This window comes from Natronolimnohabitans sp. A-GB9, from assembly GCF_030848565.1.
In the GTDB taxonomy this organism is placed as follows: domain Archaea; phylum Halobacteriota; class Halobacteria; order Halobacteriales; family Natrialbaceae; genus Natronolimnohabitans.
This window is the reverse complement of record NZ_JAVDDV010000032.1, coordinates 1-24,474: the sequence shown is the minus strand read 5'-3', so window position 1 is coordinate 24,474 and position 24,474 is coordinate 1. Positions and strand designations below refer to the sequence as shown.

The following is a 24,474-nucleotide window of genomic DNA, read 5'->3' as shown; positions in this document are numbered from 1 at the left end:
GCGGGACGGTCTCGTTCTCTCGACTACCGTGCCAACGTTTGGTCGAACGGCGTCCGGAACGTGGCATCTCGTCGGCCCTGATGGCTGCCGATATGGGCGGTCGTTCGCGGACGAGACAGCCGATTCTCCGGCCGAAACCGTCACAGCTACCGATATCGTTGCCTACGAACCGCCAGCCGACGAGCAGTCCAGTCCGACCACCGTCTCTCTCGGCCCGCCGTCCATACGGAACCGTGACGAACAACGACTCGTTTTGCCGACCGACGTTCGCGAGCACGATGCCGACCTGTGTGATTCGTGTCGCCACCGGTTGGACACCCACCAGAAGCGCCGCTCACGGATCATCGCCGAACTCAAGCAGGTGACGCCGGTTCGCGACGTCGACTGGACGGTGCGTGAACACGACACCCGGCAGGCCTGTGACTGGTGTCGCGCCCACGAACACACGACGTGGCACAGCGTGCGACTCGGCTGTACCGTGTGCCCGGCCTGCGGACGGCTCTTCGAGACGCCGCTTGGGGAGCCGGCCGCCGAGCACGCGCCAGACACGGATCGCCTGCCGGAGACGCCAGCGGAGCCGATCACACCGATCGTGTTCGGAACGACACTCCCCGAGTACGACCCCACCGAACTAGTCGGGAGCAACCGGCCGGTGATCAAATACCGTGACAAGCACAAATACGCAGCGCTCGTGTTCGAACTCGAGCGGACCGGCCACGCCTTCGCAGCCGACGGCCTCGACGCACTCGAGCGTGTCCGCAAGCGCTACGCCGACGGGGTCGCCGACGACGACGCCCACCAGACCGACGTCACACTCGAGGTCGGGCGGACGCCACGGACCGTCACCCTCGAGGGGATCTTCCCCGACGACCGGGCGTCGGTGATCGGCGACTGTTGGGATATCGTACGCGATCCAGCCAACTGGGTCCCCATCGGCTGGCCAGAACAGGGCTGGCGTCACCGCCGCGGGGCTACCCCTTCGATTCCTGGCGACGAACCCGTGACGGACGCGTTCCCGCGTCTCCGGAGACGATCATCGACGCAGTCGGTCGACCTCGAGGCGCTTCGACAGGTGACCGACCCGGGCCGCTACGAACGGGGCATGCGCTACTACGAACGCGGGTCCGTGACCGAACTCGAACGCGTCGACGACGTGCTCCAGGCGACCGTCCAGGGGAGCCGCCCATATGACGTCCGGGTGACTCTCTCTGCGGGGCAGTACGAAGCCGGCCGATGTAGCTGCCCCGACGATACCGTTCCCTGTAAGCATATCGTCGCAACCGTGTTGGCAAGCGACGACGTCGATCCCGTCGGCGAAGACCAGTCGTTGGACGACCTCCTCGAGACGGCGTCCGCCGAGGAGCTGCGAACGCTGCTTCGGGAGCTCGCGGACGACGTCTCACTTCGCAAGCGGATCTACGAGGAACTCGGGGACGAGTAAGTGAGTGGTGTGTCTCCCCGTCGATGCGGGTGGAGTTTTCGTTGCGATTGGATTGACATACCGGCACACGGATCGTCGCTCACTCGTCTACGGCCCGGAAAGCGTCTCTCCGGCATCAACCCGTGTCGTGTGCACCCGGTTCTCCCGACCAGCTGTTGCCGTCTCTCACTCAATAGGTCTCTACAGAAACTCCATCGAATAGCTGGAAGTCGTCCGTGTTTTTCGTGACAACTGTTGCGCCTGCCTCTTTAGCAACGGCGGCAATCAACAGATCTCCAGAAAGGGAATTTATTTTATCCTGATTCATATTTTCATCCCGTTGAAATTCCGCTTCTAACTCGCCAGCAATAACGGCGTGTTCCACCTGAAACGGGAGGATGGTCATCCACTCGAATTTTGACCGGATCTCGACTGGGTTACATTTCCCTTGCATCTCCCTTCCGACGGCAATCTCTTTGATGTTCAGCGTCGTCGTTACAAACTCCGCTTCTTCGTGCGTCTCAAGATAGTCTTCAACCGCCTCCCGTCCTGCCCAATAATGGATGAGAAATGTTGTATCAAGCAGTTTCATCGTCTGCCTCTATATCCGCAAACTCATCAAGAGCCTCTTGTTGCCGTGAGGACAGCCCGTCACTCGTTTGGTCACGGGAGTCCGCAACGATTTGCTCGAGTTCGTCGGCTTCTCCTTCGGAGAGTGTTCCGAATCCCTCCCGCCAATCGACAGTCGTGTCATCTAATAGGCGGTTCATAAGGTCTGTAAAGCTCTCATCCTCTCGTTTTCGAGCCTTCAACCGCTCATATACGTCATCCCGGATGCCGATAGTTTTTGTTCCCATGGTTTGTGTACACAGACACAAACACAAGACACTTGTTGATGGTTCCAATCCTGAGCGGAATAAAGAAACCGTATTACCAACTACTGCTACGGAACACGCCCAGTAACGAGAGAACTCCAGCACGGATTCGTCTGGTACACAACGACGCTGGCTCATGGAACTACGATCCAACAGCCGAAGAGTCCCACGGTGAACCACAAGTGAGATTCAGAAGAGTTCGTCGAGGGGACGTTCTGCGTCACCGTTCGTCTCCGCGTCGGAATCGGGTTCGATCAGCGGTGCATCGAACAGCTGACCACGCCTTCGTGCAGCCAGTGCACTGTCGACCGCCTCTTTGGTCTCGTCCTCGAGTTCGGGCGCGGTGAACGCTCGATCGACGTCAGTCGGCAGGGTTGGTCGGGGTGCGTTCCGGTGACGTTCAATCTTCTCGGTGAGATGGAGGTTATCCTGAAGTGCTCGCAAAACGGGGACGTATCTGAGATAGCCATACTCATCGAGGAGGGTGATACCGTAGCTGGTCGGTCCCCAGAACTCGCGTGGGTCATACTGGCCGGCCTCATCGCCGTCGTAGACGTATTTGTCGATGATGTGTTTCTCGGCGAGCCGATCGAGATGCTCACGGATCGTCGAGCGGTTTTTCGGCACGAGGTACTCGAGTTCGTCGAGTGTGGCCAAATGTGCTGGATGGCCGAGGATCGCCTGGACGATATGATAGCGGGTCTCCTGGGTGAGAAACCGGTGTGCTCGCCGCTGTTTCTCGAACGGCATGACCTCATCACCACCAAATGGGGATGAAGCGCCGGTAGGTTCCTGGGTGCCGTTCCCGCCATTGCTCATAGACGTTGGTTTTGTTTTCTTTCACCGTAACTGTTCGGCTGACCAAGTTGGGAACGCTTGAATATCCCAACTTGAGAGTGAAGTCTTAAGCCGAACAGATGAGTGATCGTGAACGAGATGAGCGGGCCACACGTTCCGCGAAATGCGAGTGCACTCTATCTTTAGACGAGGATAGGAGTACCGGCTGGTTGGCACAGCCCGGAGTCTACCTATATGACTTGCCACGCGGATTCTTACCGCGTGACCAAGTGGTAGACTGCAAACCCTAATCGTCTCCTGACCCTTCTTCGAACCCCGTCCGCCGTACTGACCACCGACGACCACTCGAGGGAGACACTCGAGGCGAGCCATCCCTGCGATCGGCCGCGGTCGTGGTGTGTCGTGGGTTGTTCCCTGAGACGTGTGGGCTCTCTCGAGGTCGCTGTCTCCCCCCCTGTCCCCGGTCACCCGAGGATGGCAGCTGTCACCGGCATTCCCTTCACTGGTCTGTGGATCCCGTCGTCTCTCCAGGGATATCGACGTCTTTCGGCAGGACGATCTGGCGTTCGGTATACTCGAGGCCGTTCTTTTGCTGGCATCGTTTCTGGAGGCCAGCCGGTTCGTCGAGAGTTCGAGGACCGCGTCGATACTCCTCGATGGTGGAGTGGTTACCCGGAGTGGCTCTATAGTAGCCACTGCAAGTCATTGCACACCTGATCGCCAGACGGATCGGCGATCAGTGTGTAAACCGTTGCAGTTGTTACTATAGGTCCGACGGTGACACCCCCGTCGTCGAGTGCTACGTCTCACTCGAGAAACTCGTTCGCAGTTACGGTCAGAAGATACTCTTCTCACGTATCGATACTCGAGACACCGCTCAGGCCCGCCACACCGGATGAAAACGCCCGAGTCTGCGAGATATGCCGTGCTCAGTCGTCAGTGCGGTGGGCACGAACAACCGGTTCGAGCGCCTGGAGAATAATCTCGGCCTCGAGCGGTGAGAGATCGAGCTCTCGAGCCGTGATTCGGTGGTTGACCGTCCCGTCCACGTACTCGCGTGCGTACTCGAGTGCAGTCGCGAGCCCGTCGATCCCGTGACGATCGAGATAGACGGCGATATCCTGATCGTCGTCGCTACGGCCGACTGCATCCACGAGTTCTGCCGAAATCGTTCGCTGGTCGCCGTCGATCGCAGCATATCATCGTCCATGCGAGCGAGTTGCTGGATTGGTAGCAGATCGCTATACGCCAGCGAGACGGTGCCTCGCTCGGGTGGGTCAGCCTGCTCGGGCAGGCGGTAGTAGCGCTGGCCATCGTCCTTCGTGAGCCGCTTGAGGCGCCCATCCGCGACGCCGACGTTGTGAGGACCGACAATCTCCTCTAGGAGGTGTGTCCCCTTTTCGGGTTCGCGATCATGGAGTTCTGATCTCGGTCTTTGTTTGTGCTTGTCATCGAAATCCAATCGGTCGTCCATTTTCCCACTCAACTTCGGTGACTGCACCTGGGAGTGATTCGAGTCTCCGCTCGATAACGTCGAGGGGGTGGGAGTCGATGAAGTTGGCTGGTTGATGCTCAACGGCTGTTGAGCCATCGTTCAGTTGTAGATGAACTGGTCCAAAATCGTCATGCGTGTCGTCCTGATGCCATCCAACCAGCAGTTGTCGATCCGGCTCGGTCCAGTTGAACCAGTAGTATTCGTACGGTTCGCCTGTCTGCAGTTGGAATCCGACTTCGACTCGTGCGGTCGTCGTCGGATACTCTTGATCGCCTAAGAACTGTCGTGGGTTTACCGTGCTGACAACGCGATACGACCCGGCTTCCCGCGGTTTGGTGCGGCGTCGGTGAACATCATTGAACTGGGCACTGAGTCGGTTTTGGATGCGATCGTGGAGCCGCTTGTTCTGTAAGTTGGCTCGGTTTGCGAGAAAAACGACCATCAGGCGAGTGAAGAGGAACTGCTATTTTTGGGTGAGGAGAGTTCGACGACATCGCCATACAGGTGGAGCGCGTGTTTCACGAGCGCGAGTTCCGTATTGAGTGCTTCCCACGTGGCGATTACATTCCGTCGTTCACGGAGTTCCGCGGCCGACAGTTCCTCTTCGGCGAGTTGTTCACGCAACTCCTCGAGTGAGTTCGCATTGAATTCCGACGCTAACTCTTCTTGTTCTTCCTTCAACTCTGTGAGTTGCTCTTCTAACTCATCCCGTGTGTGCTCCTTGATATGGGTTGTAACCTCGTCGAAGAGCATTCGAACTGGGTTCACGTCGTATGCCTTCGTGCCGTCAACCGTCGTTTCGATGACCCAGTCATCACGTTCTAAGCGCTGGAGTTCATCGTCGGCTGTCGCCCGTGAAACATCTGCTCGGTCGGCGATCTCCTGGACAGGAGTTGGTTCGTCTAGTACTTCGATGACTTCGCGGACCCGTTCACGGCCACTCAGCGTTTCTGTCCACGTCCCGCGATCTGAGTTTCCCATTGGCCTCCCCTAAGACGTGCTTCTGCAAATAATTTACCTTGGACCAATTATCTGAGTGTTTAGTCCGTGGTACGGCTGAATCAGTGTTGACATCCTCCTCCGCCTGAAGTCGGAGGAATCCCGGGGTTGGGATATTACGGTTTGCAGTCTACCACCTCTGTCCGAGGTTGGAATCCTCGGGAGAGGTCATGAAGGTAGACTCCGGGCTGTGCCAACCAGCCGGTACTCCTATCCCCACCCAAGCTGGGTGCAGACTCGGAGTTACTTTCGTCGTTGATGTCCAGACGGATGTTCTCCGCCCCGTTCACGTCGGCGTTGAACGCCGCATCACACTCCTCACACACGTACAGACCGCGTTCAACACGCTGACTATCGTCTTCTTTACCACACACGCAACACGTCTTGCTCGTGTCGCGTTCGGACACTTCCACGACCTCGATGCCCGCAACCTTCGCCTTGTACTCGAGAATCGAGGTGAAGCCGTCGAACGCCCATCCGTGTAGGTCGAGGTTGCCGTGTTTGCCCCAGTTCTTCGATTCGCCGTTCTCATTCTCACGCACGCCCGCCAAGTCCCCGACGTTGATGCGGCCAACACCCTTCTCAACACACCGTTCAACGATGTGTTTCGCTAGGGAGTGGAAGAAGTGAGTGCGGCGTTCTGACCACTTGTGGTGCAGTCGAGTGGCCCTGTCGCCACCGCTGTCGTCACATTTGGCGATTTCTTTTGGGAAGTAGTAGCCGTCCTGTTTCAAGCGGTTGCCGGGGTAGAGGTCGGCGTCCTCGGTACTGTAGGCGACGGCAGCGAAGTTGCTGATGCCGAGGTCGATACCCGCTGTCTCGTTGCCGGGTGCGTCGGGAGTCTCGATTTCGTCTTTGCAGACGAGGTGCAGTTCCCATCGCTCCTTCGCTTGGTCGTAGACGGCCCTGACTTGTTGCAGGTTCTCAACCTCGACGCCGGGGCGTGTCTCGTATTCGACGAGGATGTACTCCCATGCTCGGGGATGTTCCTTGTGGTTCGCACCTTTTGACAGGCGCACACGGTTGTTCTTGGTGTCGTGGCGGATGCCGTTCTGTTTCCACGTCACCGTGCTTCGTGGATGTTCTTCGTGGACGCGGCGACTCTCGTCGTCGTAGTAGTTGCGTTTGCGGTAGCCGGGCGGATTGTCCCTATCATCGTCACTTGAGTACCACGAGTTGAAGGCTTCAGCGAGTTCCTCCAGAACCCGCTGTGCTCAATGAGCGAAGCTCATTGGCATCACGAAAGGCTTCGCCTTTCGAACGAACTGGACTGGCTGTGCAGTCCCTTGTACTTTGGATGGGTCTTCAACTCGTCTTTCAACTCCCCGTGATCAGGAATCTCGCCCGTTTCTTCCCACACTTCTCGGGAGTGATAGTTTGCAACGTCGTGAGACTACGTCTCACGGGCTATCAGACGTAGTCTGATAACGTTCCAGAGTTTGCTGGCACTCCACCCGTGGCGGTCGAGGGGGTCCTCAACCTGTGAGTGGTTGCGGATTTCCGCTCGATAGGTTCGATGGACTTCCAGCATTCTGAACGTCTGTATAATCACTTATACTCGCCTCTCTTGTAAATTTTGGTGTTTGATAGGGGTGGAATATCCGGCCCTGTTGGAGCCGGTGGAATGTGGCGTTGAGTGACGGCGCGTATCCACGGCCTAAAGACCGTGGTATTGCGCCTGTTCAGCCTATAAACACTGGGGCGAATCGATTTCGTCCGGGGTCAACCGGGGACACCCGTCGTCTCCAGATATTCCGTCGAACCCTGTCCGTCGGACTGACCACCGACGACCACTCGAGGGAGACACCCATCGCTACCCGACCCTGCACCCACCCGCGTTCGTGAGATGGATTCGTTCGGTCCGTGAGACGTGTGGGCTCTCTCGAGGTCGCTGTTTGTCTCCTGTTCCCGGGTATTGCACGCGACTGGTGCGTAGGCTTTGTTCACTTGCTGTTAGACTGTTCGAGCGCAGTCTCGTACAGTTCGTCGGATATCCAAAACCCAGCTTCACGAAGTCGGTCGAGTTCCGTGCGCAATGTAACCGTTTCTTCGTTACTTCCACGGATGAGAATCCCCACGACACCCGTCATCGAGAGGCCGTGTCGCCGAGCGATCTGCCGTGCGTCACGTTCATCTATCAAAACAAGGTCTGCGTCTTCCTCGAGGGCATACGCAAGTGCTGCCGCTTCGCCGACGTCGAGGTTCCGCCGAAATTCCACGAAAAGTGGCGTCTCCTCGAGTGACACGATTTCGATCGTTCCGTCATCACGTGCTGACCGGAGTCGCTCGACACCGTCTTCTCCGTTCATCAGTTCCGACCACACGTGTTCTGGCACGACGACCGTCGAAAACTGGTCGCGGACGAAATCGGGCCGATCGATCAACGCGAGGTTGAGAAGCGGTGAGGTATCGGAAACGACCAGCTCACTGTCGTCCATACTCGAGGTCTTCTGTGAGTTCTTCTGCCGTGTAATGGCGCTCGACGGCACGGTCGCCGAGAAGGCGATGGAACTCACGATGGGACATTCCGGCGAGTTCTCGCGCCTTCCCGAAGGAGAGAATCTCTTCTCGATACAGCGATACTGCTAATTCCCGCCGAAGAACGTCCTCACGCTCGTCTTCTGGAACACGCAAGGAATCGTATACGTCTGACGGAACGTCTATCGTCCGCATACGTGACGGTTGTTCACAGGAATACAAAGACCTTGGGCCAAAAGCGACAGTGGCTACGGAATCGTCCAGTGACACCTGTCGTCTCCAGACCCTTCTTCGAACCCTGTCCGTCGGACTGACCACCGACGACCACTCAAGGGAGACACCCATCGCTACTCGACCTCGCATACAGCCGCGTTCGTGAGATGGATTCGTTCGGTCCGTGAGACGTGTGGGCTCTCTCGAGGTCGCTGCGTACCCTCTGTCCCCGATCAGCCGCGGATGTCACTACGAATGCCGATCAATCCACGTACAAAACGCATCAAAATCGTTCGCACCGGCATCGTCAGCAATGTTTCGAAGCGTGCCTGTCTTGAGTTCGTTGTGTAGCGGAACGGTCACACGTCGTTGATCGTCCGGGTTCGTCGGATGGCGATAGTACAGTTGTGCATGATCTCCTGTCGTTCGTCGCCATTCGAATCCACCAATGTTGACAAGCACTTTGACGACCGCTCGTCCGGAGAACGTCCGTCGTCCCATCCCTACTTCAGCGTATCTGGCAGCTCCTGGTCACCAGTTGTGTTCGACTCGGGATCGATACCGAACTCTCGAAGCTCCTCGTCGGTTGGCTCACCTCCAATTTCATCGTTATGAAGTGCAACAGCCTCGTCGAGGTTCTCTAGCGCTGCTCTTCGTGACTGTCCCTGCGTCGTGACACCGGTATCAATGTCTTTAGCGATCCACCAGTTACCTTCACGCCACAGATGGATTTCATCCTCGTGAGCGTTTCCGCCGTTTACAGAGCTAGCCATCCTACTGTGCGCAGGTTGTCCGACAAGCAGTATAAACATTCGGCCGGGAGGGAACTCGAATTGAGAGATATCCCAGAGACACCTGTCGTCTCCAGACATCCCGTCGAACCCTGTCCGTCGGACTGACCACCGACGACCACTCGAGGGAGACACCCATCGCTACCCAACCCTGCACCCACCCGCGGTCGTGAGATGGATTCGTTCGGTCCGTGAGACGTGTGAGCTCTCTCGAGGTCGCTGTCTACCCCCTGTCCCCGGTCACCCGAGGACGTCAGCTGTCACCGGTGCGTTCTCTTCATCGGTCAGCTGCGTTCGTCGTCTCCCCAGGGATATCCACATCCGCCGGCAGGACGATCCGACGCTCGGTGTACTCGAGGCCGTTCTTGCGCTCGGTGCGTTTCCTGATGGCGAGGCGGTTCCTCGAGAGATCGAGCAACGGATCGATCATCCGCGAGACCAGCTTCTTCGCGTAGGCGTCACTGATACCGGGTTCCTGTCGTTCGCAAGAGCAGCGCTCTTGCGCAGCCCATCAGAAATCTTTGATTTCTGAGGACGTCTGATCCAGTGTTTGAGATCGTTGGCGGTGACGTTACACGCTGATCCATCTCGCCGGTCAACAGCGCCCGACGTGCACACTCGGATTTCGCATGACTCTCCCGGCAATGGCGTGTGAACTCGCGGCGCTCGTTGTCGTTTGGGCTGGCACTCTCGGGGAGGGCGGCCGCGAATCGGTTGGTGACCTCGGATTCCCCAAGATGCACGACCTCGAGTTGCCCGCGAAATCACTTTATCGGAATCCGAATCGTCATCGCTACGAGATTGGCTATTTGACGGTGAGACAACGGCTTAGCGTCCTCGAGGAACACGGACTGATCGAGAACGTCGACGAGGACGGGTATTACGACGTCACCGAGAAGGGGCCTGCGTATCTCGAGGGGGAACCCGGCGTGGACGACCTCGAGTGACGAGACGAGTACCCTTGATGCCACGGTACGCAAGATAGAGTGTTACCCATCCGTCTTTAGTTAGTACTCACAGTAATACTCAGCAGCATTGTTTTCTATCCAGATTCAACCCTCACAAGTCGGCTATGAGGAGAACATAGCGCTTGCGAGGAGAACGTATCGACCGATATCGGCAACACCAGAGTTCAAGCCATGACTCTTCTCGCCCTTAATACTGCTGTGCATAATTCAGGACTTAATATTACTGTTGGGCTTAGCTAAAGACCAATGGAGTGTTACCTATCTGCGGTAGTAAACCAACGTTCGACGTCGTTGTAGAACTCCTGTAACGTCTGTTGATGAAACGAGCCGATATAACTGATCGGATACCGCTGCTCGGCTTCGTTTGTCGATTGTAAGAATCTGTTTGGTTCTCGTAGACCGCTTTCGTTAATGAACGCTGCCTGGTCAAAGACGACGTGATACCCTTCGAAACTGCCGAGGTCGCCGACTTTATCGAAGGACAGACAGGAAAAGCCTCCATGCTGAAAGTCGGTTCGCAGCCCCCGAAGAAACCCAAGTTTGCGCCCATAATATGATCCATCAGTTGACACAGCGGTGAAATCACCACTCGTCAGTTCGAAATCGCGGGGTGTATATTGATTACACAGGACACGAACCGTTTCGTTCAGCGAATACAGCGAAGAGAGGTAGTTGTGGAGAAGCCGCAAGGCTTCGAATCCCTTCGTCAACTCGATCTTTGTGGCAGATAAATACAGGGTTCGTTTGAAGATCACCGTCGATGTACTCGTCGAGCTCGTAGTAATTCTGGTCGACGGTTCGCTTTGCAGCGCTTAGACGAACTGAATCAGCGTCACTCAGTCGGTTATCAGGTACGATTTCGGATTGGAAAAGCGCCTGTAACTGATATTCAAATTCGGAAGATCGCGATTCCGACGTCACTGTTTCACTCGTTGTCCTCGTCTCGAATACGCACAGCAGCCAGTGCCCGGCGAGCCGTTTCAACGTCTCCCCCGGCTACTTCGGCGACCTCCTCTGCCGTTGGCACATCTCTGTTCTGTCCCATCGTATTCAATATACGATGGTACTCCGCATAAACATTTGGCAACGGGATCCGACACTCTCGAGAAACACCACCGACACGCCGTTCTCGAGACCCCGAACCGCTATCCACCCAGTGTTCCTTGGTCGAAACACGATCCGTGGACAGCCGTCGTCTTCAGGTTCACACACCACCGCTGTCTGTAGCCAGGACCACCGACGACCACTCGAGGGAGACACCCATCGCTACTCGACCTCGAATACAGCCGCGTTCGTGAGATGGATTTGTTCGTTCCCTGAGACGTGTGGGCTCTCTCGAGGTCGCTGTCTCCCCCCCTGTCCCCGGTCATCCGAGGACGTCAGCTGTCACCGGTGCGTTCGCTTCACTCTCATCGGTCAGTTGCGTTCGTCGTCTCCCCAGGGATATCGGCGTCGTTCGGCAGGACGATCCGGCGTTCGGTGTACTCGAGGCCGTTCTTTCGCTCGGTACGCCTTCTAATGGCGAGGCGGTTCCTCGAGAGATCGACCTCCTGATGGCGAGGCGGTTCCTCGAGAGATCGACCTCCTGATGGCGAGGCGGTTCCTCGAGAGATCGAGCAACGGATCGATCATCCGCGAGACCAGCTTCTTCGCGTAGGCGTCACCGATGCCGGGTTCCTGCTGTCTGATCCAGTGGTTGAGATCGCTTTTGGATCCGATCAGCTTCCAATCAAGAAGCGAGAGCGTTCACTCGTCCTCGAGTGCTGCGTAGATTTCCGCGTGACGGCGTCCATCAAGCTTCCCCATTTCGAGCGCGATTTCGCGGCGTTCGGAATCGCTCTCGGCAGCTCGATACCGCTCGTACAACTTGCGGACTTCATCGTCGACTGTCGTCGAGGAATCGGTACTGGACGCCATTGCTATGCTGGACGTACTCAGTGTAGCCATTTATCAGTTGCGTCGAGCGCACGCCCGGAAATAGATGACTGCAGTGTCTGTGTCGACTGCAGCTTCGTCAGTTGCGAAGCGATGTAAAAGAGCTCGAATTTCGTCACCGTACTCGAATGTATACCCATTCATCATGTAGAAGACAACCACCGTTCGGAGTGCTGTTCGCTTGTTCCCGTCGACGAACGGATGTTCCGCAACGAGCAGCCGCATCAGATGAACCGCTTTTTCGTGGATCGTCTCTGGTACCTTCCCAAAGAATCCCTCCGAAATGTACTGCAGTGCTGATGCAATCGCGTCTTCTGATCGAACGCCTGGCTCTGTGCTGTCGCCTTCTGCCACGATTTGCTCGTGAAGATCAAGGATAAGTTCGACAGAGGGATACGCGATGTCGTCAGTCACACGCTTGAGTTACTCACGCCGTCTGTTAACCGTTTCTCAACGGTCACTGCCTGGTCTCGTCGCAGTGACGTCGGTGATGGTTGTCGACCGATTATGCTCAGCAAACCCGGCGACAGCTGTCGTCTCCAGACCCTTCTTCGAACCCCGTCCGTCGGACTGACCACCGACGACCACTCGAGGGAGACACCCATCGCTACCCGACCCTGCAACCACCCGCGTTCGTGAGATGGATTTGTTCGTTCCCTGAGACGTGTGGACTCTCTCGAGGTCGCTGTCTCCCCCCTGTCCCCGGTCATCCGAGGACGGCAGCTGTCACCGGTGCGTTCGCTTCACTCTCATCGGTCAGTTGCGTTCGTCGTCTCCCCAGGGATATCCACATCTTCGGGTAAGACGATCCGGCGTTCGGTGTACTCGAGGCCGTTCTTTCGCTCGGTACGTTTTCTGATGGCGAGGCGGTTCCTCGAGAGATCCAGCAGCGCGTCGATAATCCGTGAGACGAGCTTCTTCGCGTAGGCGTCGCTCGTGCCGGGCTCCTGTCTCCTGATCCAGTGTTTGAGATCGCTGGCCCTGACGTACGCGTCGATCCCCTTCCCGCCGGGTTCCCAGGGATCGTCGCCGACGCTCGCGTCCGTCCGTGCCTTCCAGAGTTTCGCCGCCAGTCTCGTCGGCAGGGCGCTGGTCGTCGACCGACGCATCTCCTCGTCCATCCGGGCCAGTTGCTGGATCGGCAGCAGATCGCCGTAGGCGAGGGTCACCTCACCACCCCGTGCGAGTGGGTCGGCCTGCTCGGGGAGGCGATAATAGGTGTGGCCGTCGGCTTTCGTGATCCGCTCGAGTGTGCCCCCATCGACCTCGAGTTCGGTTTCGTCGACGTAGTCGGCCCGGAGATGCGCCCCCTTCTCGAGTTCGCGGGCCTGGAGCTCGCGGACGCGTTGCTTGTTCGCCTCGGCCTTTTTGAGTGCGGCCTCGGTCTTCGTCGCCGTCGTCGTCAGCTTCGGCTCGAGGGTCTCGAGGCGGTCGTCGTGTTCCTCGAGTTGATCGTCGTGGGACTCGAGGTGTGTGGTGTGGGTCTCGAGTTGGTTGTCGTGTTGCTCGAGCGTTTCGTCGTGGGACTCGAGTCGTGACTCGAGCGCAGCGAGCTGAGTCTCGAGGTCACGCGCGTGCGTTTCGAGTGTCTCGATGCGGTCCTCGCGGGCCTCGAGTTCGGTCTCTAAGCGCTCGATACGGTCGTCCTTTCGCTCGAGGGCCGTCTCCAGCGTCTCGAGGCGATCGGTGAGGGCGTCGACGCGGGCCTCGAGGTCGGCCTCAGTCATCGTCCTCGCCCTCCTCGTCGGTGGGTTGTGCTTCGTCGTCGGTGGTGGCTTCGCGTTCCTCGTCAGTGGTAGCCGTGTTCTCGTCGTCGGAGGCGTCCGCATCGTCGTCGGGTGTTTCGTCACCGTCGTCGGCCGACTCCGTCGCCGGCTCGTCCATGGCCCCGTCGTCCATCGTGGCCCCGTCGTCCATCCGTCGGCGTTGGCGCTCACGTTCGCGCTCGAGGGCCTCCGGCGTCGGCCCGCTGTAGGTCGTCGCGGCCGGTCGATAGCCCGGCGGCGAGCCACCTTCGTCGGGATCGTCCGCCGGTCGGTAGGGGATCGCCGCCTCCGGGCCGAGCACGCGAATCCCCAGCAGACTCGCCTGGGCACGGATCTCGAGGACGTGTTCTCGGACCGTCGTTTTCGTGTCACGGCTCGTGTCCTCGAGGGCCGTCCCCTGTGGGTCGTGGACGTCCTCGAGAAGCGTCCGGGTGAGGGTGTCGATGGCCTCGAGGCGGGCCGCGATCGTCGTGGGCGATTCGTTCCGTCGGTCGGGAGTTTTACTATCCCGTGAATCGTCGTTGGACATGGCTTCCGTACTGTGGATACGGGAGCTGGCGTGGGTCGGTGCTCCATCACCGTCCCACACGTTCTACGGACGATACGTCATCCGCAATCCCGTTGCCAAACATTGATTTCTATTCCAACAAAAAACTATGCTTTTGATCTCTTTGGAGAGCTATTCGTTGTCTAGAGATACTGAAAGAGTTGTTTTGGAGACGGATACGCTCACCTACTTAGAACTCTGCCAAGCATAGTTACAGCGATGCGAAAGCGCGCTGACTGGATGACGCGAGCAGACGACGAGATTCTCGAGTACCTCGATTCACAGGGTGCGGGAACGCCGAAATCTATTGCTGACGAAATCGATCGCAACAATAACTACATCGGAGTTCGCTGTCGAAAGCTCGCTTCGTATGGACTGGTTGATCGGCCATCTCGAGGTTTCTACGTGATTACCGACCAGGGGACTGCCTATCTCGAGGGTGAACTCGACGCGAACGAACTCGAGCAAGAAGAGTAGACTTCGAAAGCCCCTGGCGGGTTCGAGTCGGGGGGCTCGCTGCGGTCCTCGGCCTTCGGCCTGCGGTCCTTACTCCGCGAGACGCAAAGCGTCTCGCTGATCCCTCGCTCACTTCGTTCGCGAGGGCGTCGCCCGCCTTCCTCGAACCCGCCAGCCCCTTTCAGTCCCACCCGTAGTGTAAGGGCGGCCGGCTGTCATCGATGGTTGTCTGATCAGTCTATGGGTAACATACGTCGTAGAGACCGGCAGAGAGTTTAAATAAGAAAGGGCAGCCACCAGGGCATGATGCTTACAGATCATCCACAAGATGACCTGCTTATTGTCGTTGGACTCTCGATGTACGCCCGAGAGTTCGAAGAAGCAGAGCCCCAAAATGCAGAGCGTGCTTGGGTTCTTGCTGAACGATTTGCGGCTCAACATGGCTTAACACCAGCAGAGTGTGTACGGCAACTCGAGTAGACCGCTACTGGTGTTACTAACCGGAATGCCTAACGCGATTGAGTGCTGTGGTTCGCTTGGCTCTAAGCTTGCTTCTTCTCGAACCTCGAGCACAACGTTATCCCTTTCAATTTCGCTACAGCAGTTTGATCGGTCGCTGTAGCGGTGGACGGAAGGCACGAACACTCATGGTGGTTTGTTCACTACGTCTACGTATGACCAGTGCACTGCGGATCGTCGGCCTCGGTGTCGTCGGGATCACCGCGCTGTGGGTGCTGCTCGAGTTCGTGGCGATCGTCATTGGGCTCGTCTCGTGGGTCGTGAGTACGATCGTATCGCTCGCCGTGCTCGCTCTCATATTGTACGTCGGCTACGTCGTGCTTTCAGCGGTGCTTTCCTGAGTCCGTACTCGTCTCGATTGCTAACTTCCACTCTTCGGCCTGCGTTACAGTAATACGAGGCAATACAGTCGACATCTGTCGACGTAAGAGCGATCGATTACTGTAAAAATAGATGTCCAGACCCGTCAACCAGAACGACTATGATCAATGTGTATAATGCCTTCAGACAAGTATGGATGTCTTAGTTGAGGCGAGAAACAGGCTTAAAAGATGTTATTTAGGATTCCAAGAGAGAGCAGAGTCCTGGGGATCGTTCGCTGGGCGGGAGATCAGGAATACATACAGTTCTCAAGTCCCACTGAGACAGCGACTCGAGTGGTGGAGGCGTGGGTTTTTGACATCATCGATGTTTCTATATGATTTTGATAACTACGATCCCGAAGACTATCTTAACGATATTCAGTATTATAAACGCCTCAAAGCAAACGGGGATGAGAAGACAATTGCTACTCACAAATTCGTCTTTGACCGACTGCTTCGCTACACGCACTCCGAGTATCTTCCGGACCTATACGCCGTGATTAGGGATGGGACAGTACTGGACCCAGAGATGAACGTACTGTCGAATGACATTGGATCGTGGGTGACTGAGACGATCAAACCGAGTGAAAAACTTGTTTTCAAACCGGAGAATGGAAATGGTGGTAATGACGTCTTCATCGTGGGATATACCGATTCGGGGGTAACGATCAACGACGAACCCAGTAAAGTAGACGATCTTTCGGGGAGGATCAGCGACGGTGACTATATTGTCACTGGATTCGTTGAGCAGGCCGATTACGCTGACGAACTCTACTCAGACTCCACTAACACAATACGTGTCGTTACGTTTTGGGACTACGATAAAAACGAACCATACGTTGCAGATGCGATCCATCGGATCGGAACTGATGAGTCTCGACCTGTTGATAATTGGGATAACAGGGGCTTGTCTGCGGGTATCGATCTTGAGCGAGGCGTTCTTCAAAAAGCCACTCGTGATCCAGACTCTCCAGAACTTGAATGGTTTTCAGAACACCCAGATACCGGTGCACAGATCGAGGGTGTAGAGATTCCATACTGGGATAAGATCTGCTCAGCAACTTGTGAAATGGCAGACAGCGTCTGGTATCTCCCGATGAACGCATGGGATGTTGTCGTCACCGATGACGGACTGCAAATAATCGAGGGAAACTCAAGACCCACTCTAAACATGATGCAGGTACATCGTCCACTCTTAGTGGATGAACGTAACCGTCGGTTCCTTGAGCATCACGATATCCTCTGACAACAACTGAACGTTGTTCTACACACCAAACCGTATTGGAAGTATAGGATATACATGACATAAGAAGTCGTATCCGGTTTGAGAACAACTCAACAACGATTGATCATTATTTCGCTGTCACGAATACAGTTCGACCATCTTTTCGCAGGCTCCACGGGATTAAATTGTCGTCCCAGGGATAATTCTGCCACCCTGACAAGTGATCGGAGTCGATTAGATTTTCAGAACGAAAGGAGGTCAAATTACCCACTGACAGCCCCGTCATCTCCGGACAAGCAACTACGGCCGTCCCCCGTTCGGACTGCCGAGACTGCTTAATCGGTGAGATCTGTCGCTACCTATCCCAGCTAGCGAGTCGATCGCAGGTAGCTGCAGTGGACGTTGTGCGTCGAGTGCTCTCTTGAGGGGGTATCCACGGTCAGCCGAGGACGTCATCTGTCTCCGGCAGTTCGTCGGTCGTTGAATTACTCAAGTCGTGGTCGCCCTCACGATTGAGTTCGTGAGGGGCGACGTAGTCGGCCCGGAGGTGGGTCCCCTTCTTGAGTTCCGCGGGCCTGGAGCGCGCGGACGCGCCGCTTGTTTGCTTCGGCCTTGTTGAGTGCGGCCTCGGTCGTTGTGTTTCTTGAGCGTCTCGTTATGAGACGCGAAGCGTGACTCGAGAACAGCAGGATCACATCGACGACGACTCCATGCTGATTCTGGGCGAGGGAAATCTTGAGGATGTCGTCTGTCGGCAACAGGATGATCGCGCCGACGCTGCCTTTCTCGTCGAGAAAGTGCCGTGGAAGCAAGCCGTACGGCATCTGTGACGCGAACTTCTATGGTAAGATCACGGACGTCATCGAGAAGCCTGACGAGTCGCCGTCGAACCTCGTGATGACCAGTTTCTACACGTTCAGCTTGGCCTCGTTCAGCCTTCCGTCCACGGTGAATTCGGGATCAGCGACGCAATCGGCCTGTTGATCCAGTCCGGTCAGACGATCTATTTAGTCAATAAAATATAGGCACTAGCGCTGCCGAATGCATCGGGAAATGTCACATGTCGTGTACAAAGCCACGAGGACCTAAATAATATTGAGGATGAAACTAACCAAAAAAAGCATCGGTGCATTTAATATATTCTTGGGAGAATTCTCACACACTAAATCATAAAGCCATTTCATATGGACGACAAGAACGCTTTCAAACTTTGTATTTCTCTTCTATTAATTGTATACTCGATAATTATAACTACTATAAATTTAACTGGTTCTCTGTACCCCTATCTGCATTTTGGCATGCTATCTGCGTCTTTTATACTATTAATTTATATTCTATTTAATAATAGTCTGATCTATGCTCCTATATTAATAATACTATCATCTGTTAGTATACGTATAATTATATTCCAGCACCCTGAATCGTTAATTAGTGTCGACCCAGATATCTATGCATACTGGGCACAACTTCTTGTAGAATCTGGGCGTATTGAATCAATGGGGCTGAACTTTTATGAATCAGCGCCCATCTTTCTTGTGAGTACTGGTATCGTTAGTGTTGTTACCTCATTGACAACACAAGATAGTTTTATTATATACCCACTACTTGGAGGAATAGTCTTTCCATTGGCTGCAGCCGCGGTTGTAAGATGGTTCCCTCAACGAACTACCATTCAATCACTGTTTCTTGCTATGCTTTTGGCATCGATCTCACCAACATTGCTGACATTTAGCTATCGTCCGAAAGCCCAGGTTCATGCTACATTTATCTGGCTTACCTTCATCTTACTATTCTTCTTTTACATTCAAAAGCATAATAAGAAAGAGATTAGCATAGCTATTACTGTCATTTTATTAATATTTGTCCTTGCACTAACTCATAAACTACCTCCAACAATAGTTTTCCTCTTCTTGGCAGTTTTCTATACATATAGTATAATAAACAATAGAATAATTGAGGGTGGGTGTATGCGGAAGATATTGCCGTTATTACTGTTCTCTGGAGTTATTGTTATAGTCCAAATGGTATATATATCAGATTATTTAAGAATGGCCATTATAAGGATACAACGCTTGATAAGCGCTTTCTCTGGTGAGGAAACTGAGGCGTACGAAGCGTCGGAGGCTATTCCCGCTGTTCCTGGAACCCTCCCAAACATACTTCCCTTCCCAAACACACCAATGACTGTCCTCATCTTTGAGAGGAGTTATATGCTGTTCCTGCTCCTGTTTGCAGGATTTGCCTATGCTATACTACTCATCAAAAATTATGATGATACCAACTCAGCGGTGATACTCTCAATTATCGCTGTGACGGTCAGTTTAACCGTCGTTGGTGTAGGGGGTGTCAGTGGTCTTAATCCAAGTCGGACGTTACTCCTCGGCGAGGTATTTCTTATCGCAATCATATCATGGGTGGTTTCTCATAAAAATAAGACTCGACTTCTCTGGACGGTTTTTATATGGCTCGTTGTAGGTGTATTTATAATCACCCAAGTTTTCACACCAATTGCTGCCCCGGAGTATGAAAACAATCCACGATACTATTTAGAAAAAGATGAAGTAGAAGCAAAGTCATTTGGCTGCCAATATATTTCCGATACGGTCCATACAGATACCTACTATGCACAAGAAGTTTATATTCAGTCTGAGTACTGTGGTAATTATAGCTCACTAGATCGGGGAGACCCACCACCGCTCTATGAGAAGACCGTTCTCGAACAAGAGTACAATTATATTGCCCACCGGACTTCAGTGGATGTCTATGAAGGCCAACATACCCGGTACCAGCTTACGTGGGAACCTAAACCAGTATATGATAATAGTTATAATAGAATTTATGACAATAGTGGAGTATTGATATTCTCGGAATAAGATGATTGAATATTAGAGGCACTGTCTAGTGTGGCTCCTCCGCTGGCGTTTGTCCGTCGAGTGCTTGGTACAGTCGCTGCATATAGTAGTGTTCACATAGTTCAAGACACTCATTGGCACTCGACTGCCTGCCGACCTATGAGTTATGGAAGCGGTCAACGCGCGGCGCCGTTCGTTTACACTCCTAAGATATACCAATTCCCCGTGTAGACTTACTAAGCAAATCCACGAGCAGCATATCCAACACGTTCTATGCCCCCTCGCTTCTCAAGCTAACTAGACAGTATCATATTACACTACACGGAATTTTCCAGGCATCTAATATGAACGTAAGCAGATAGATTGTCGCATGGGAGGAAATGATTTTTGATAGCAGTGTTAAAGAAAATTTATTTAGGTATATGAGAGTTGACTGTAAGGCGGCCAAGCTCAAATTTGGTAGTCACCTGACTGTCAAATATAGTTATATGAGTGAGGGTATAGATGAATCTATTGAAGGAAACCCTAAGACTAAAAGTCCGGGAATGTATCGTGTCATTATAAAATGGGTACTGGTAGTAGATCAGTTGTCGAGAGTTGTGAGGCAGTTTATGACAAAGCGTTCTCGTTCCTTCCGGAGGAATTTAACCGGACTGTGAAGAGCAACGGTTACGTCGTAATTGATAACATAGTAAATTTCGGCTCTTTGAGTCCGTCAGAACATATCGACGCTGTGAGGAAGGGATATAGAGCAGAGATGTTTAGCCTGTATGGATTTGACGATGGAGTCGATGAAAGCGACTACTTGAGTTCGGTAGATCGGCTCCGAGCAGGTATCATTAACCAGTCTCCTGACCTGCTTGATAATAAACTTTCTTTTCATAAGTATATGAATGATCGAGATCTTCAAGAGTATCTTCCCACTCTTTACGGAAGAATAAAGAATGGTAAATTTATTAGTGAGGAATATGACAGTATTAATCATATTCTAGAAAACAAACGAAAATTAGTAATAAAAGGTATCACCGGTGGCGGTGGTAAGGATGTCTATATCTGTACCTTAGATAATGAACAAGCAGTACTACTCGGGCGAGGTGGTAATGTAAGTCACCTTTCAGAAAAGAGTTCAGAACTCAACAACATGATCGTCACCGAATACTGCGACCAAGCAAACTACATTAAACGTATTTATCCCGAGTCGGCTAACACGATTCGAGTGCTCACGATCCATCCGGATCACGGCGACCCGTTTATTGCTGGCGCAGCTCATCGTATTGGTTCTAGTCAATCCGGCACTCTGGATAACTTTACCCAACGGGGATTGTCGGCCCGTATCAACCTTGAAACAGGGGAACTCGGAAAAGCGGCATCACGACTTGAGACCAACAAGTTACGCTGGCATGACTCTCACCCATCCACGGACGAGCTGATTGAGGGGACTCAGATACCGGGCTGGGAGTCAATCAAAGAGCAACTGGTCGAGATCACCAGAAAGACGCCGGAACTAAAGTACGTCGGATGGGATATTATCGTCACTAGTCCTGGAGAATTTAAAATACTAGAGGGAAACAGTTACCCTAATCCGCGTGTTATCCAGATCCACGACCCGCTACTGAAGGATTCACGAGTGAGACGGTTTTTCCGCAAGAATGGAATAAAAATATAAAATTAACTATTTTCTATTTTATAATATTTCTATTAGAATATAATCAATGATGGAATTTGAAATCAAGTTGTGCAGAAACAAGAATTAAATATTTTCAATATTATAGTTGAATACAACAGTGTTAAATATAAGTCGTCTATAAATTTTCGTACCCGCAACCTGGCTGCATCGATTATAGAAATATTGATTATGGGTTGGAGGTTAAACACCTTCTGTAGTAGTCCGTTAACATCGAATTCAAATATATTGGTTTATAACTTTCAATTATCAGTCAATGGTAACAACGTCACAGATAGGTAATCGATTTCGATGGGAATTAGCGGCACAAGTAGGACAGGCTGTTTCCACTGCTATTCTTCTGGTTATACTCGCTCGCCTCCTGGATCCAGATTCGTACGGACTTCTTTATTTAACAATTTCGTATATTGCAATTGCAGAGGTATTTTCATCGCTTGGTATGAAAAATTCTTCTGCAAGATACATTGCGGAATATAAGGAGGAAGACTGCACCCAAGTTCCCTATATCATTCAAATATCTTTCTTAGTGATATTGTTTCTTGCTCTTATAGTTTCTATGGGTCTCATCGCTGGTCGTCATTACATCGCAGAACTAGCTGGAGAACCCAATCTTGCTCCATTTTTGTTGATAGGGTCGCTATATTTAGTTTTCACGACCGTTCATGAGTATACCCGAAAGCTGGTTCAGGGATTTGAGGCAATTGAGTTGTCTGCACAGATTAAACTCGTAGCAGGACTAACTAAGCCGATTTTCGCCGTCGGATTCGTGATTCTGGGATACGGAGCTCTTGGCGCCTATGTGGGATATGTTGTCAGCGTATTTTTAGGTACGATCGTCGGTATATTAGTGCTGTACTTCCGATTTTACCGAAACTTCAAACCGGGACCCATTATGGAACCGGGCCTCAAACGGCGTCTCGTCGAATATTCTATTCCACTAACTGGTACACAAGCAGCTGGCAGAATTGACAATCAACTCGATACGGTTCTCGTTGGATTTTTCCTTACTCCGATGGCCGTTAGTTACTATGTCGTTTCAAAACAGATAGTGACTTTCATAGAACGGCCCGCTTCTGCACTTGGATTCACACTTGGTCCAACAGCAGCGGCCGAAAGCACCGCTGGAAATACTGGGTCGTTATCGCGAATCTATGAGAATGCACTTACCAATATATTTCTGTTATATGTTCCAGCTGCTGCCGGGCTGACGCTGGTTGCTGAACCAATGATTGAACTCCTATTCGGAACGGAATATTTGGGTGCAGTACCAGTGCTTCAGATTCTGAGTATCTATGCAGTACTATTGTCAATTAATCTGGTGATTTCTACTGCACTAGACTATCTCGGCCGAGCACGAATACGTGCCATTCTAAAAGGGATAACTTCGATTATGAACGTTGGCCTCAACATAATTCTAATCCCACAACTCGGTGTAATCGGAGCGGCAATAGCGACGGTAATCACCTATTCTCTCTATGCACTTGGGAACACATATATAGTATATAATGAAATTAACCTCAGATTAAAAGTGATTCTTATTGATATAATTCAAATATTTTCTATTACAATGGTGATGGCGATTAGCGTTTTCTCGATCCTTGACTTTATAACTGGATGGATTTCGATGATCCTGGTTGTTGGAATTGGTGTCACTATTTATGCGACTCTATCTGTTGCAATTGGACTTGTTGATGTTAAAGAGGTTACGACTGCACTCACGTGAGTGACGTGAGTATCTAACTCAAAGAATAAGTCATCAACAGTAGCGTAGAGGGAACTCGTCTAACATATTGACTAGGGAGACAGAGCAAATGTCCATACTTAAACTTCCGACCTAGTTATATCTGTAATTTTGATAATGAAAACTGATCGGTGACGGTCCGACGAAATCGGTGGAATTACACTTCAAGATCCAAGCGAAAGATATTTAGGATAATGTTCATAAACGGAGTCTGCCAATAAGACTAGACTATAGATCGACCATAAATAGTACGTAAATATGTCTAAAGTAAAAACTAAAAGCAAGATTGAACTATTAGCTCAGTCGTATCGAGATAGTGGCATTAAAGGAGTTGTTATAAATGTTTGGTTATATCTCCTTGAACATTCCGTAGTTGCGCCATTTGTAGAGAAATTATTAGGGAAGACATATCATCAAAAGTTGATATCATTCCCTACACTTGGTTACTGGCCGAATATTCGCTCACCTCGATCACTCAATGAAAAAATAATGCATAGAATGCTCTTTACTGATAAGGACCTCTACTCAAAAGTTGCAGATAAATGGAGGGTGAGAGAATATGTAAATAAAAAGGTTGGGGATCAAATATTAAACGATGTTTATTATGTCACTGACGATCCCGAGACAATACCTTTTGATGATCTTCCTCAGAAGTTTGTGATCAAGCCTACTCATAGTTGTGGTAATGTAATAATAGTTGAAGATAAAGACAGTATAAACTTTGGTGATATTAAAGAATCATGTAAAATATGGATGAATACAAAATACGGTGATAACACTAATGAGTATTGGTATCAGGACATCAAACCGCAGATAATAATAGAAGAATATATAGATTCTGGTGAAAGAAAGGCACCTTTAGATTATAAATTTTTCGTATTCCATGGGAACGTGCAATTCATACAAGTAGATTTTGGAAGATTCTCACAACATAAAATGACTTTATATAGTAAGGATTGGGAAGTTTTAGACTTCAAAAAAGGGTATCCAAGAGGTCCAGATCTCGAACAACCTAGTGATTTAGAGCAGATGATCAAGATTGCTGAAACACTTGGCGAAGACTTTGATTTTGCTAGGGTAGACATGTATAATCCAGAAGAAGGAGAGATTCGATTCGGAGAAATAACACTCGCTCCAGGTGCAGGACATTCCGGCTTTGACCCTGTCCAAGCCGATTTCGAAATTGGAAAATACTGGTAACTGCTCTGTTGAATAGGGATACGGCGTCGGGTGATGTGCTAGAGCCACGAGTGAGAGGTCGAAAGACAACATCTCATAAATCAATCTTTACCCTTGTCTCCTAGCCAAATAAGTGCGCGAGCCACGGTTGCTTGTTACAGCTTTCCCTTT

General features: G+C 52.3%; 23 protein-coding genes and 8 pseudogenes. 11 read left to right on the top strand and 20 right to left on the bottom strand.

What is annotated here, in order from left to right; translation table 11 throughout:
• The coding region (locus RBH26_RS19935; protein WP_306760112.1) for an SWIM zinc finger family protein at window positions 1–1,441 on the top strand (1,441 nt) is incomplete at its 5' end.
• 169 nt (window positions 1,442–1,610) lie between these two features.
• Here RBH26_RS19935 and RBH26_RS19930 read toward each other — a convergent pair.
• From RBH26_RS19930 to RBH26_RS19920, 3 genes are all read right to left on the bottom strand, one after another.
• Entirely contained in the window at window positions 1,611–2,012 is a 402-nt protein-coding gene (locus tag RBH26_RS19930; protein ID WP_306760111.1) for a PIN domain-containing protein, read from the bottom strand.
• Window positions 1,999–2,277, bottom strand: a complete 279-nt coding sequence (locus RBH26_RS19925) for an antitoxin VapB family protein (RefSeq protein ID WP_306760110.1) — start codon at window positions 2,275–2,277, stop codon at window positions 1,999–2,001. Before RBH26_RS19925 ends, RBH26_RS19930 begins: the two co-directional genes overlap by 14 nt.
• A 207-nt stretch (window positions 2,278–2,484) precedes the next feature.
• Window positions 2,485–3,114, bottom strand: coding sequence for a hypothetical protein (locus RBH26_RS19920; RefSeq protein ID WP_306760109.1), 630 nt, complete (start codon window positions 3,112–3,114; stop codon window positions 2,485–2,487).
• Between the two features lie 170 nt (window positions 3,115–3,284).
• On the opposite strand from RBH26_RS19920, the pseudogene RBH26_RS21395 reads away from it, so the two are divergent.
• Window positions 3,285–3,383, top strand: a pseudogene (locus RBH26_RS21395) (RNA-guided endonuclease TnpB family protein); the annotation flags it as partial.
• A gap of 639 nt (window positions 3,384–4,022) precedes the next feature.
• Here RBH26_RS21395 and RBH26_RS19915 read toward each other — a convergent pair.
• The 10 genes and pseudogenes from RBH26_RS19915 to RBH26_RS19875 all read right to left on the bottom strand — a co-directional run.
• Window positions 4,023–4,280: pseudogene (locus RBH26_RS19915) on the bottom strand (ArsR family transcriptional regulator); the annotation flags it as partial.
• Window positions 4,268–4,516: pseudogene (locus RBH26_RS19910) on the bottom strand (hypothetical protein); the annotation flags it as partial. The pseudogenes RBH26_RS19915 and RBH26_RS19910, both read right to left, overlap by 13 nt.
• 25 nt (window positions 4,517–4,541) lie before the next feature.
• Window positions 4,542–5,030, bottom strand: coding sequence for a hypothetical protein (locus RBH26_RS21390; protein WP_345784090.1), 489 nt, complete (start codon window positions 5,028–5,030; stop codon window positions 4,542–4,544).
• The gene (locus tag RBH26_RS19905; protein WP_306760108.1) at window positions 5,030–5,569 is read right to left on the bottom strand and encodes an ArsR family transcriptional regulator; all 540 of its coding nucleotides are present in this window, start codon (window positions 5,567–5,569) and stop codon (window positions 5,030–5,032) included. The genes RBH26_RS21390 and RBH26_RS19905 overlap by 1 nt, the downstream gene beginning before the upstream one ends.
• Window positions 5,570–5,703: 134 nt before the next feature.
• A pseudogene (locus tag RBH26_RS19900) lies at window positions 5,704–7,118 on the bottom strand (transposase).
• A 412-nt stretch (window positions 7,119–7,530) separates the two neighbouring features.
• Window positions 7,531–8,025 (bottom strand): DUF3368 domain-containing protein, encoded by a 495-nt coding sequence (locus RBH26_RS19895; RefSeq protein WP_306760107.1) that lies wholly within the window; start codon window positions 8,023–8,025, stop codon window positions 7,531–7,533.
• Window positions 8,012–8,260, bottom strand: coding sequence for a UPF0175 family protein (locus tag RBH26_RS19890; protein WP_306760106.1), 249 nt, complete (start codon window positions 8,258–8,260; stop codon window positions 8,012–8,014). The genes RBH26_RS19895 and RBH26_RS19890 overlap by 14 nt, the downstream gene beginning before the upstream one ends.
• Before the next feature lie 267 nt (window positions 8,261–8,527).
• Complete coding sequence (locus tag RBH26_RS19885; RefSeq protein WP_306760105.1) at window positions 8,528–8,779, bottom strand: type II toxin-antitoxin system HicA family toxin; 252 nt, start codon at window positions 8,777–8,779, stop codon at window positions 8,528–8,530.
• Between the two features lie 2 nt (window positions 8,780–8,781).
• Window positions 8,782–9,051, bottom strand: a complete 270-nt coding sequence (locus RBH26_RS19880) for a type II toxin-antitoxin system HicB family antitoxin (protein WP_306760104.1) — start codon at window positions 9,049–9,051, stop codon at window positions 8,782–8,784.
• A 258-nt stretch (window positions 9,052–9,309) separates the two neighbouring features.
• Window positions 9,310–9,550 (bottom strand): annotated as a pseudogene (locus tag RBH26_RS19875) (hypothetical protein); the annotation flags it as partial.
• A 148-nt stretch (window positions 9,551–9,698) separates the two neighbouring features.
• On the opposite strand from RBH26_RS19875, the gene RBH26_RS19870 reads away from it, so the two are divergent.
• The gene (locus RBH26_RS19870) at window positions 9,699–10,016 is read left to right on the top strand and encodes a winged-helix domain-containing protein (protein WP_306760103.1); all 318 of its coding nucleotides are present in this window, start codon (window positions 9,699–9,701) and stop codon (window positions 10,014–10,016) included.
• Window positions 10,017–10,291: 275 nt separating this feature from the next.
• On the opposite strand, the gene RBH26_RS19865 is transcribed toward RBH26_RS19870, so the two are convergent.
• From RBH26_RS19865 to RBH26_RS19840, 6 genes and pseudogenes are all read right to left on the bottom strand, one after another.
• Window positions 10,292–10,792, bottom strand: a complete 501-nt coding sequence (locus RBH26_RS19865; protein ID WP_306760102.1) for a hypothetical protein — start codon at window positions 10,790–10,792, stop codon at window positions 10,292–10,294.
• 654 nt (window positions 10,793–11,446) lie between these two features.
• Window positions 11,447–11,744: pseudogene (locus RBH26_RS19860) on the bottom strand (hypothetical protein); the annotation flags it as partial.
• Between the two features lie 39 nt (window positions 11,745–11,783).
• Window positions 11,784–11,954, bottom strand: a complete 171-nt coding sequence (locus RBH26_RS19855; RefSeq protein WP_306760101.1) for a hypothetical protein — start codon at window positions 11,952–11,954, stop codon at window positions 11,784–11,786.
• Window positions 11,955–11,987: 33 nt separating this feature from the next.
• A complete protein-coding gene (locus RBH26_RS19850; RefSeq protein WP_306760100.1) occupies window positions 11,988–12,386 on the bottom strand; it encodes a type II toxin-antitoxin system death-on-curing family toxin in 399 nt (132 codons plus the stop codon).
• A 335-nt stretch (window positions 12,387–12,721) separates the two neighbouring features.
• Window positions 12,722–13,699: a hypothetical protein gene (locus RBH26_RS19845; RefSeq protein ID WP_306760099.1), complete on the bottom strand. Its 978-nt coding sequence runs from the start codon at window positions 13,697–13,699 to the stop codon at window positions 12,722–12,724.
• Window positions 13,692–14,267, bottom strand: coding sequence for a hypothetical protein (locus tag RBH26_RS19840; RefSeq protein WP_306760098.1), 576 nt, complete (start codon window positions 14,265–14,267; stop codon window positions 13,692–13,694). The genes RBH26_RS19845 and RBH26_RS19840 overlap by 8 nt, the downstream gene beginning before the upstream one ends.
• A 258-nt stretch (window positions 14,268–14,525) precedes the next feature.
• Here RBH26_RS19840 and RBH26_RS19835 point away from each other — a divergent pair, with 258 nt between their 5' ends.
• The 5 genes and pseudogenes from RBH26_RS19835 (at window position 14,526) to RBH26_RS19815 (ending at window position 19,720) form a co-directional block, all read left to right on the top strand.
• A complete protein-coding gene (locus RBH26_RS19835; protein ID WP_306760097.1) occupies window positions 14,526–14,762 on the top strand; it encodes a hypothetical protein in 237 nt (78 codons plus the stop codon).
• Window positions 14,763–15,415: 653 nt separating this feature from the next.
• Entirely contained in the window at window positions 15,416–15,601 is a 186-nt protein-coding gene (locus RBH26_RS19830) for a hypothetical protein (RefSeq protein ID WP_306760096.1), read from the top strand.
• Between the two features lie 172 nt (window positions 15,602–15,773).
• Window positions 15,774–16,868, top strand: coding sequence for a sugar-transfer associated ATP-grasp domain-containing protein (locus tag RBH26_RS19825; protein WP_306760095.1), 1,095 nt, complete (start codon window positions 15,774–15,776; stop codon window positions 16,866–16,868).
• Between the two features lie 665 nt (window positions 16,869–17,533).
• A pseudogene (locus tag RBH26_RS19820) lies at window positions 17,534–17,851 on the top strand (sugar phosphate nucleotidyltransferase); the annotation flags it as partial.
• A 180-nt stretch (window positions 17,852–18,031) separates the two neighbouring features.
• A complete protein-coding gene (locus tag RBH26_RS19815) occupies window positions 18,032–19,720 on the top strand; it encodes a hypothetical protein (RefSeq protein WP_306760094.1) in 1,689 nt (562 codons plus the stop codon).
• A 25-nt stretch (window positions 19,721–19,745) separates the two neighbouring features.
• Here the strand turns inward: RBH26_RS19815 and RBH26_RS19810 are convergent.
• Window positions 19,746–19,883 (bottom strand): annotated as a pseudogene (locus tag RBH26_RS19810) (IS6 family transposase); the annotation flags it as partial.
• A gap of 471 nt (window positions 19,884–20,354) precedes the next feature.
• On the opposite strand from RBH26_RS19810, the gene RBH26_RS19805 reads away from it, so the two are divergent.
• The 3 genes from RBH26_RS19805 to RBH26_RS19795 all read left to right on the top strand — a co-directional run bounded on the left by RBH26_RS19805 (window position 20,355) and on the right by RBH26_RS19795 (window position 24,324).
• On the top strand, window positions 20,355–21,365 hold the full coding sequence (locus tag RBH26_RS19805; RefSeq protein ID WP_306760093.1) for a sugar-transfer associated ATP-grasp domain-containing protein: 1,011 nt from the start codon (window positions 20,355–20,357) through the stop codon (window positions 21,363–21,365).
• Between the two features lie 274 nt (window positions 21,366–21,639).
• The gene (locus RBH26_RS19800) at window positions 21,640–23,106 is read left to right on the top strand and encodes a flippase (RefSeq protein ID WP_306760092.1); all 1,467 of its coding nucleotides are present in this window, start codon (window positions 21,640–21,642) and stop codon (window positions 23,104–23,106) included.
• 276 nt (window positions 23,107–23,382) lie between these two features.
• Window positions 23,383–24,324, top strand: coding sequence for an ATP-grasp fold amidoligase family protein (locus RBH26_RS19795; protein ID WP_306760091.1), 942 nt, complete (start codon window positions 23,383–23,385; stop codon window positions 24,322–24,324).
• Window positions 24,325–24,474: the final 150 nt, after the last annotated feature.

Bases quoted from the DNA above. Each gene is read 5' to 3' on its own strand.
- RBH26_RS19930 (WP_306760111.1), bottom strand. From the start codon at position 2,012: ATGAAACTGCTTGATACAACATTTCTCATCCATTATTGGGCAGGACGG.
- RBH26_RS19925 (WP_306760110.1), bottom strand. From the start codon at position 2,277: ATGGGAACAAAAACTATCGGCATCCGGGATGACGTATATGAGCGGTTG.
- RBH26_RS19920 (WP_306760109.1), bottom strand. From the start codon at position 3,114: ATGAGCAATGGCGGGAACGGCACCCAGGAACCTACCGGCGCTTCATCC.
- RBH26_RS21390 (WP_345784090.1), bottom strand. From the start codon at position 5,030: ATGGTCGTTTTTCTCGCAAACCGAGCCAACTTACAGAACAAGCGGCTC.
- RBH26_RS19905 (WP_306760108.1), bottom strand. From the start codon at position 5,569: ATGGGAAACTCAGATCGCGGGACGTGGACAGAAACGCTGAGTGGCCGT.
- RBH26_RS19895 (WP_306760107.1), bottom strand. From the start codon at position 8,025: ATGGACGACAGTGAGCTGGTCGTTTCCGATACCTCACCGCTTCTCAAC.
- RBH26_RS19890 (WP_306760106.1), bottom strand. From the start codon at position 8,260: ATGCGGACGATAGACGTTCCGTCAGACGTATACGATTCCTTGCGTGTT.
- RBH26_RS19885 (WP_306760105.1), bottom strand. From the start codon at position 8,779: ATGGGACGACGGACGTTCTCCGGACGAGCGGTCGTCAAAGTGCTTGTC.
- RBH26_RS19880 (WP_306760104.1), bottom strand. From the start codon at position 9,051: ATGGCTAGCTCTGTAAACGGCGGAAACGCTCACGAGGATGAAATCCAT.
- RBH26_RS19870 (WP_306760103.1), top strand. From the start codon at position 9,699: ATGACTCTCCCGGCAATGGCGTGTGAACTCGCGGCGCTCGTTGTCGTT.
- RBH26_RS19855 (WP_306760101.1), bottom strand. From the start codon at position 11,954: ATGGCGTCCAGTACCGATTCCTCGACGACAGTCGACGATGAAGTCCGC.
- RBH26_RS19845 (WP_306760099.1), bottom strand. From the start codon at position 13,699: ATGACTGAGGCCGACCTCGAGGCCCGCGTCGACGCCCTCACCGATCGC.
- RBH26_RS19840 (WP_306760098.1), bottom strand. From the start codon at position 14,267: ATGTCCAACGACGATTCACGGGATAGTAAAACTCCCGACCGACGGAAC.
- RBH26_RS19835 (WP_306760097.1), top strand. From the start codon at position 14,526: ATGACGCGAGCAGACGACGAGATTCTCGAGTACCTCGATTCACAGGGT.
- RBH26_RS19830 (WP_306760096.1), top strand. From the start codon at position 15,416: ATGACCAGTGCACTGCGGATCGTCGGCCTCGGTGTCGTCGGGATCACC.
- RBH26_RS19825 (WP_306760095.1), top strand. From the start codon at position 15,774: ATGGATGTCTTAGTTGAGGCGAGAAACAGGCTTAAAAGATGTTATTTA.
- RBH26_RS19815 (WP_306760094.1), top strand. From the start codon at position 18,032: ATGGACGACAAGAACGCTTTCAAACTTTGTATTTCTCTTCTATTAATT.
- RBH26_RS19800 (WP_306760092.1), top strand. From the start codon at position 21,640: ATGGTAACAACGTCACAGATAGGTAATCGATTTCGATGGGAATTAGCG.
- RBH26_RS19795 (WP_306760091.1), top strand. From the start codon at position 23,383: ATGTCTAAAGTAAAAACTAAAAGCAAGATTGAACTATTAGCTCAGTCG.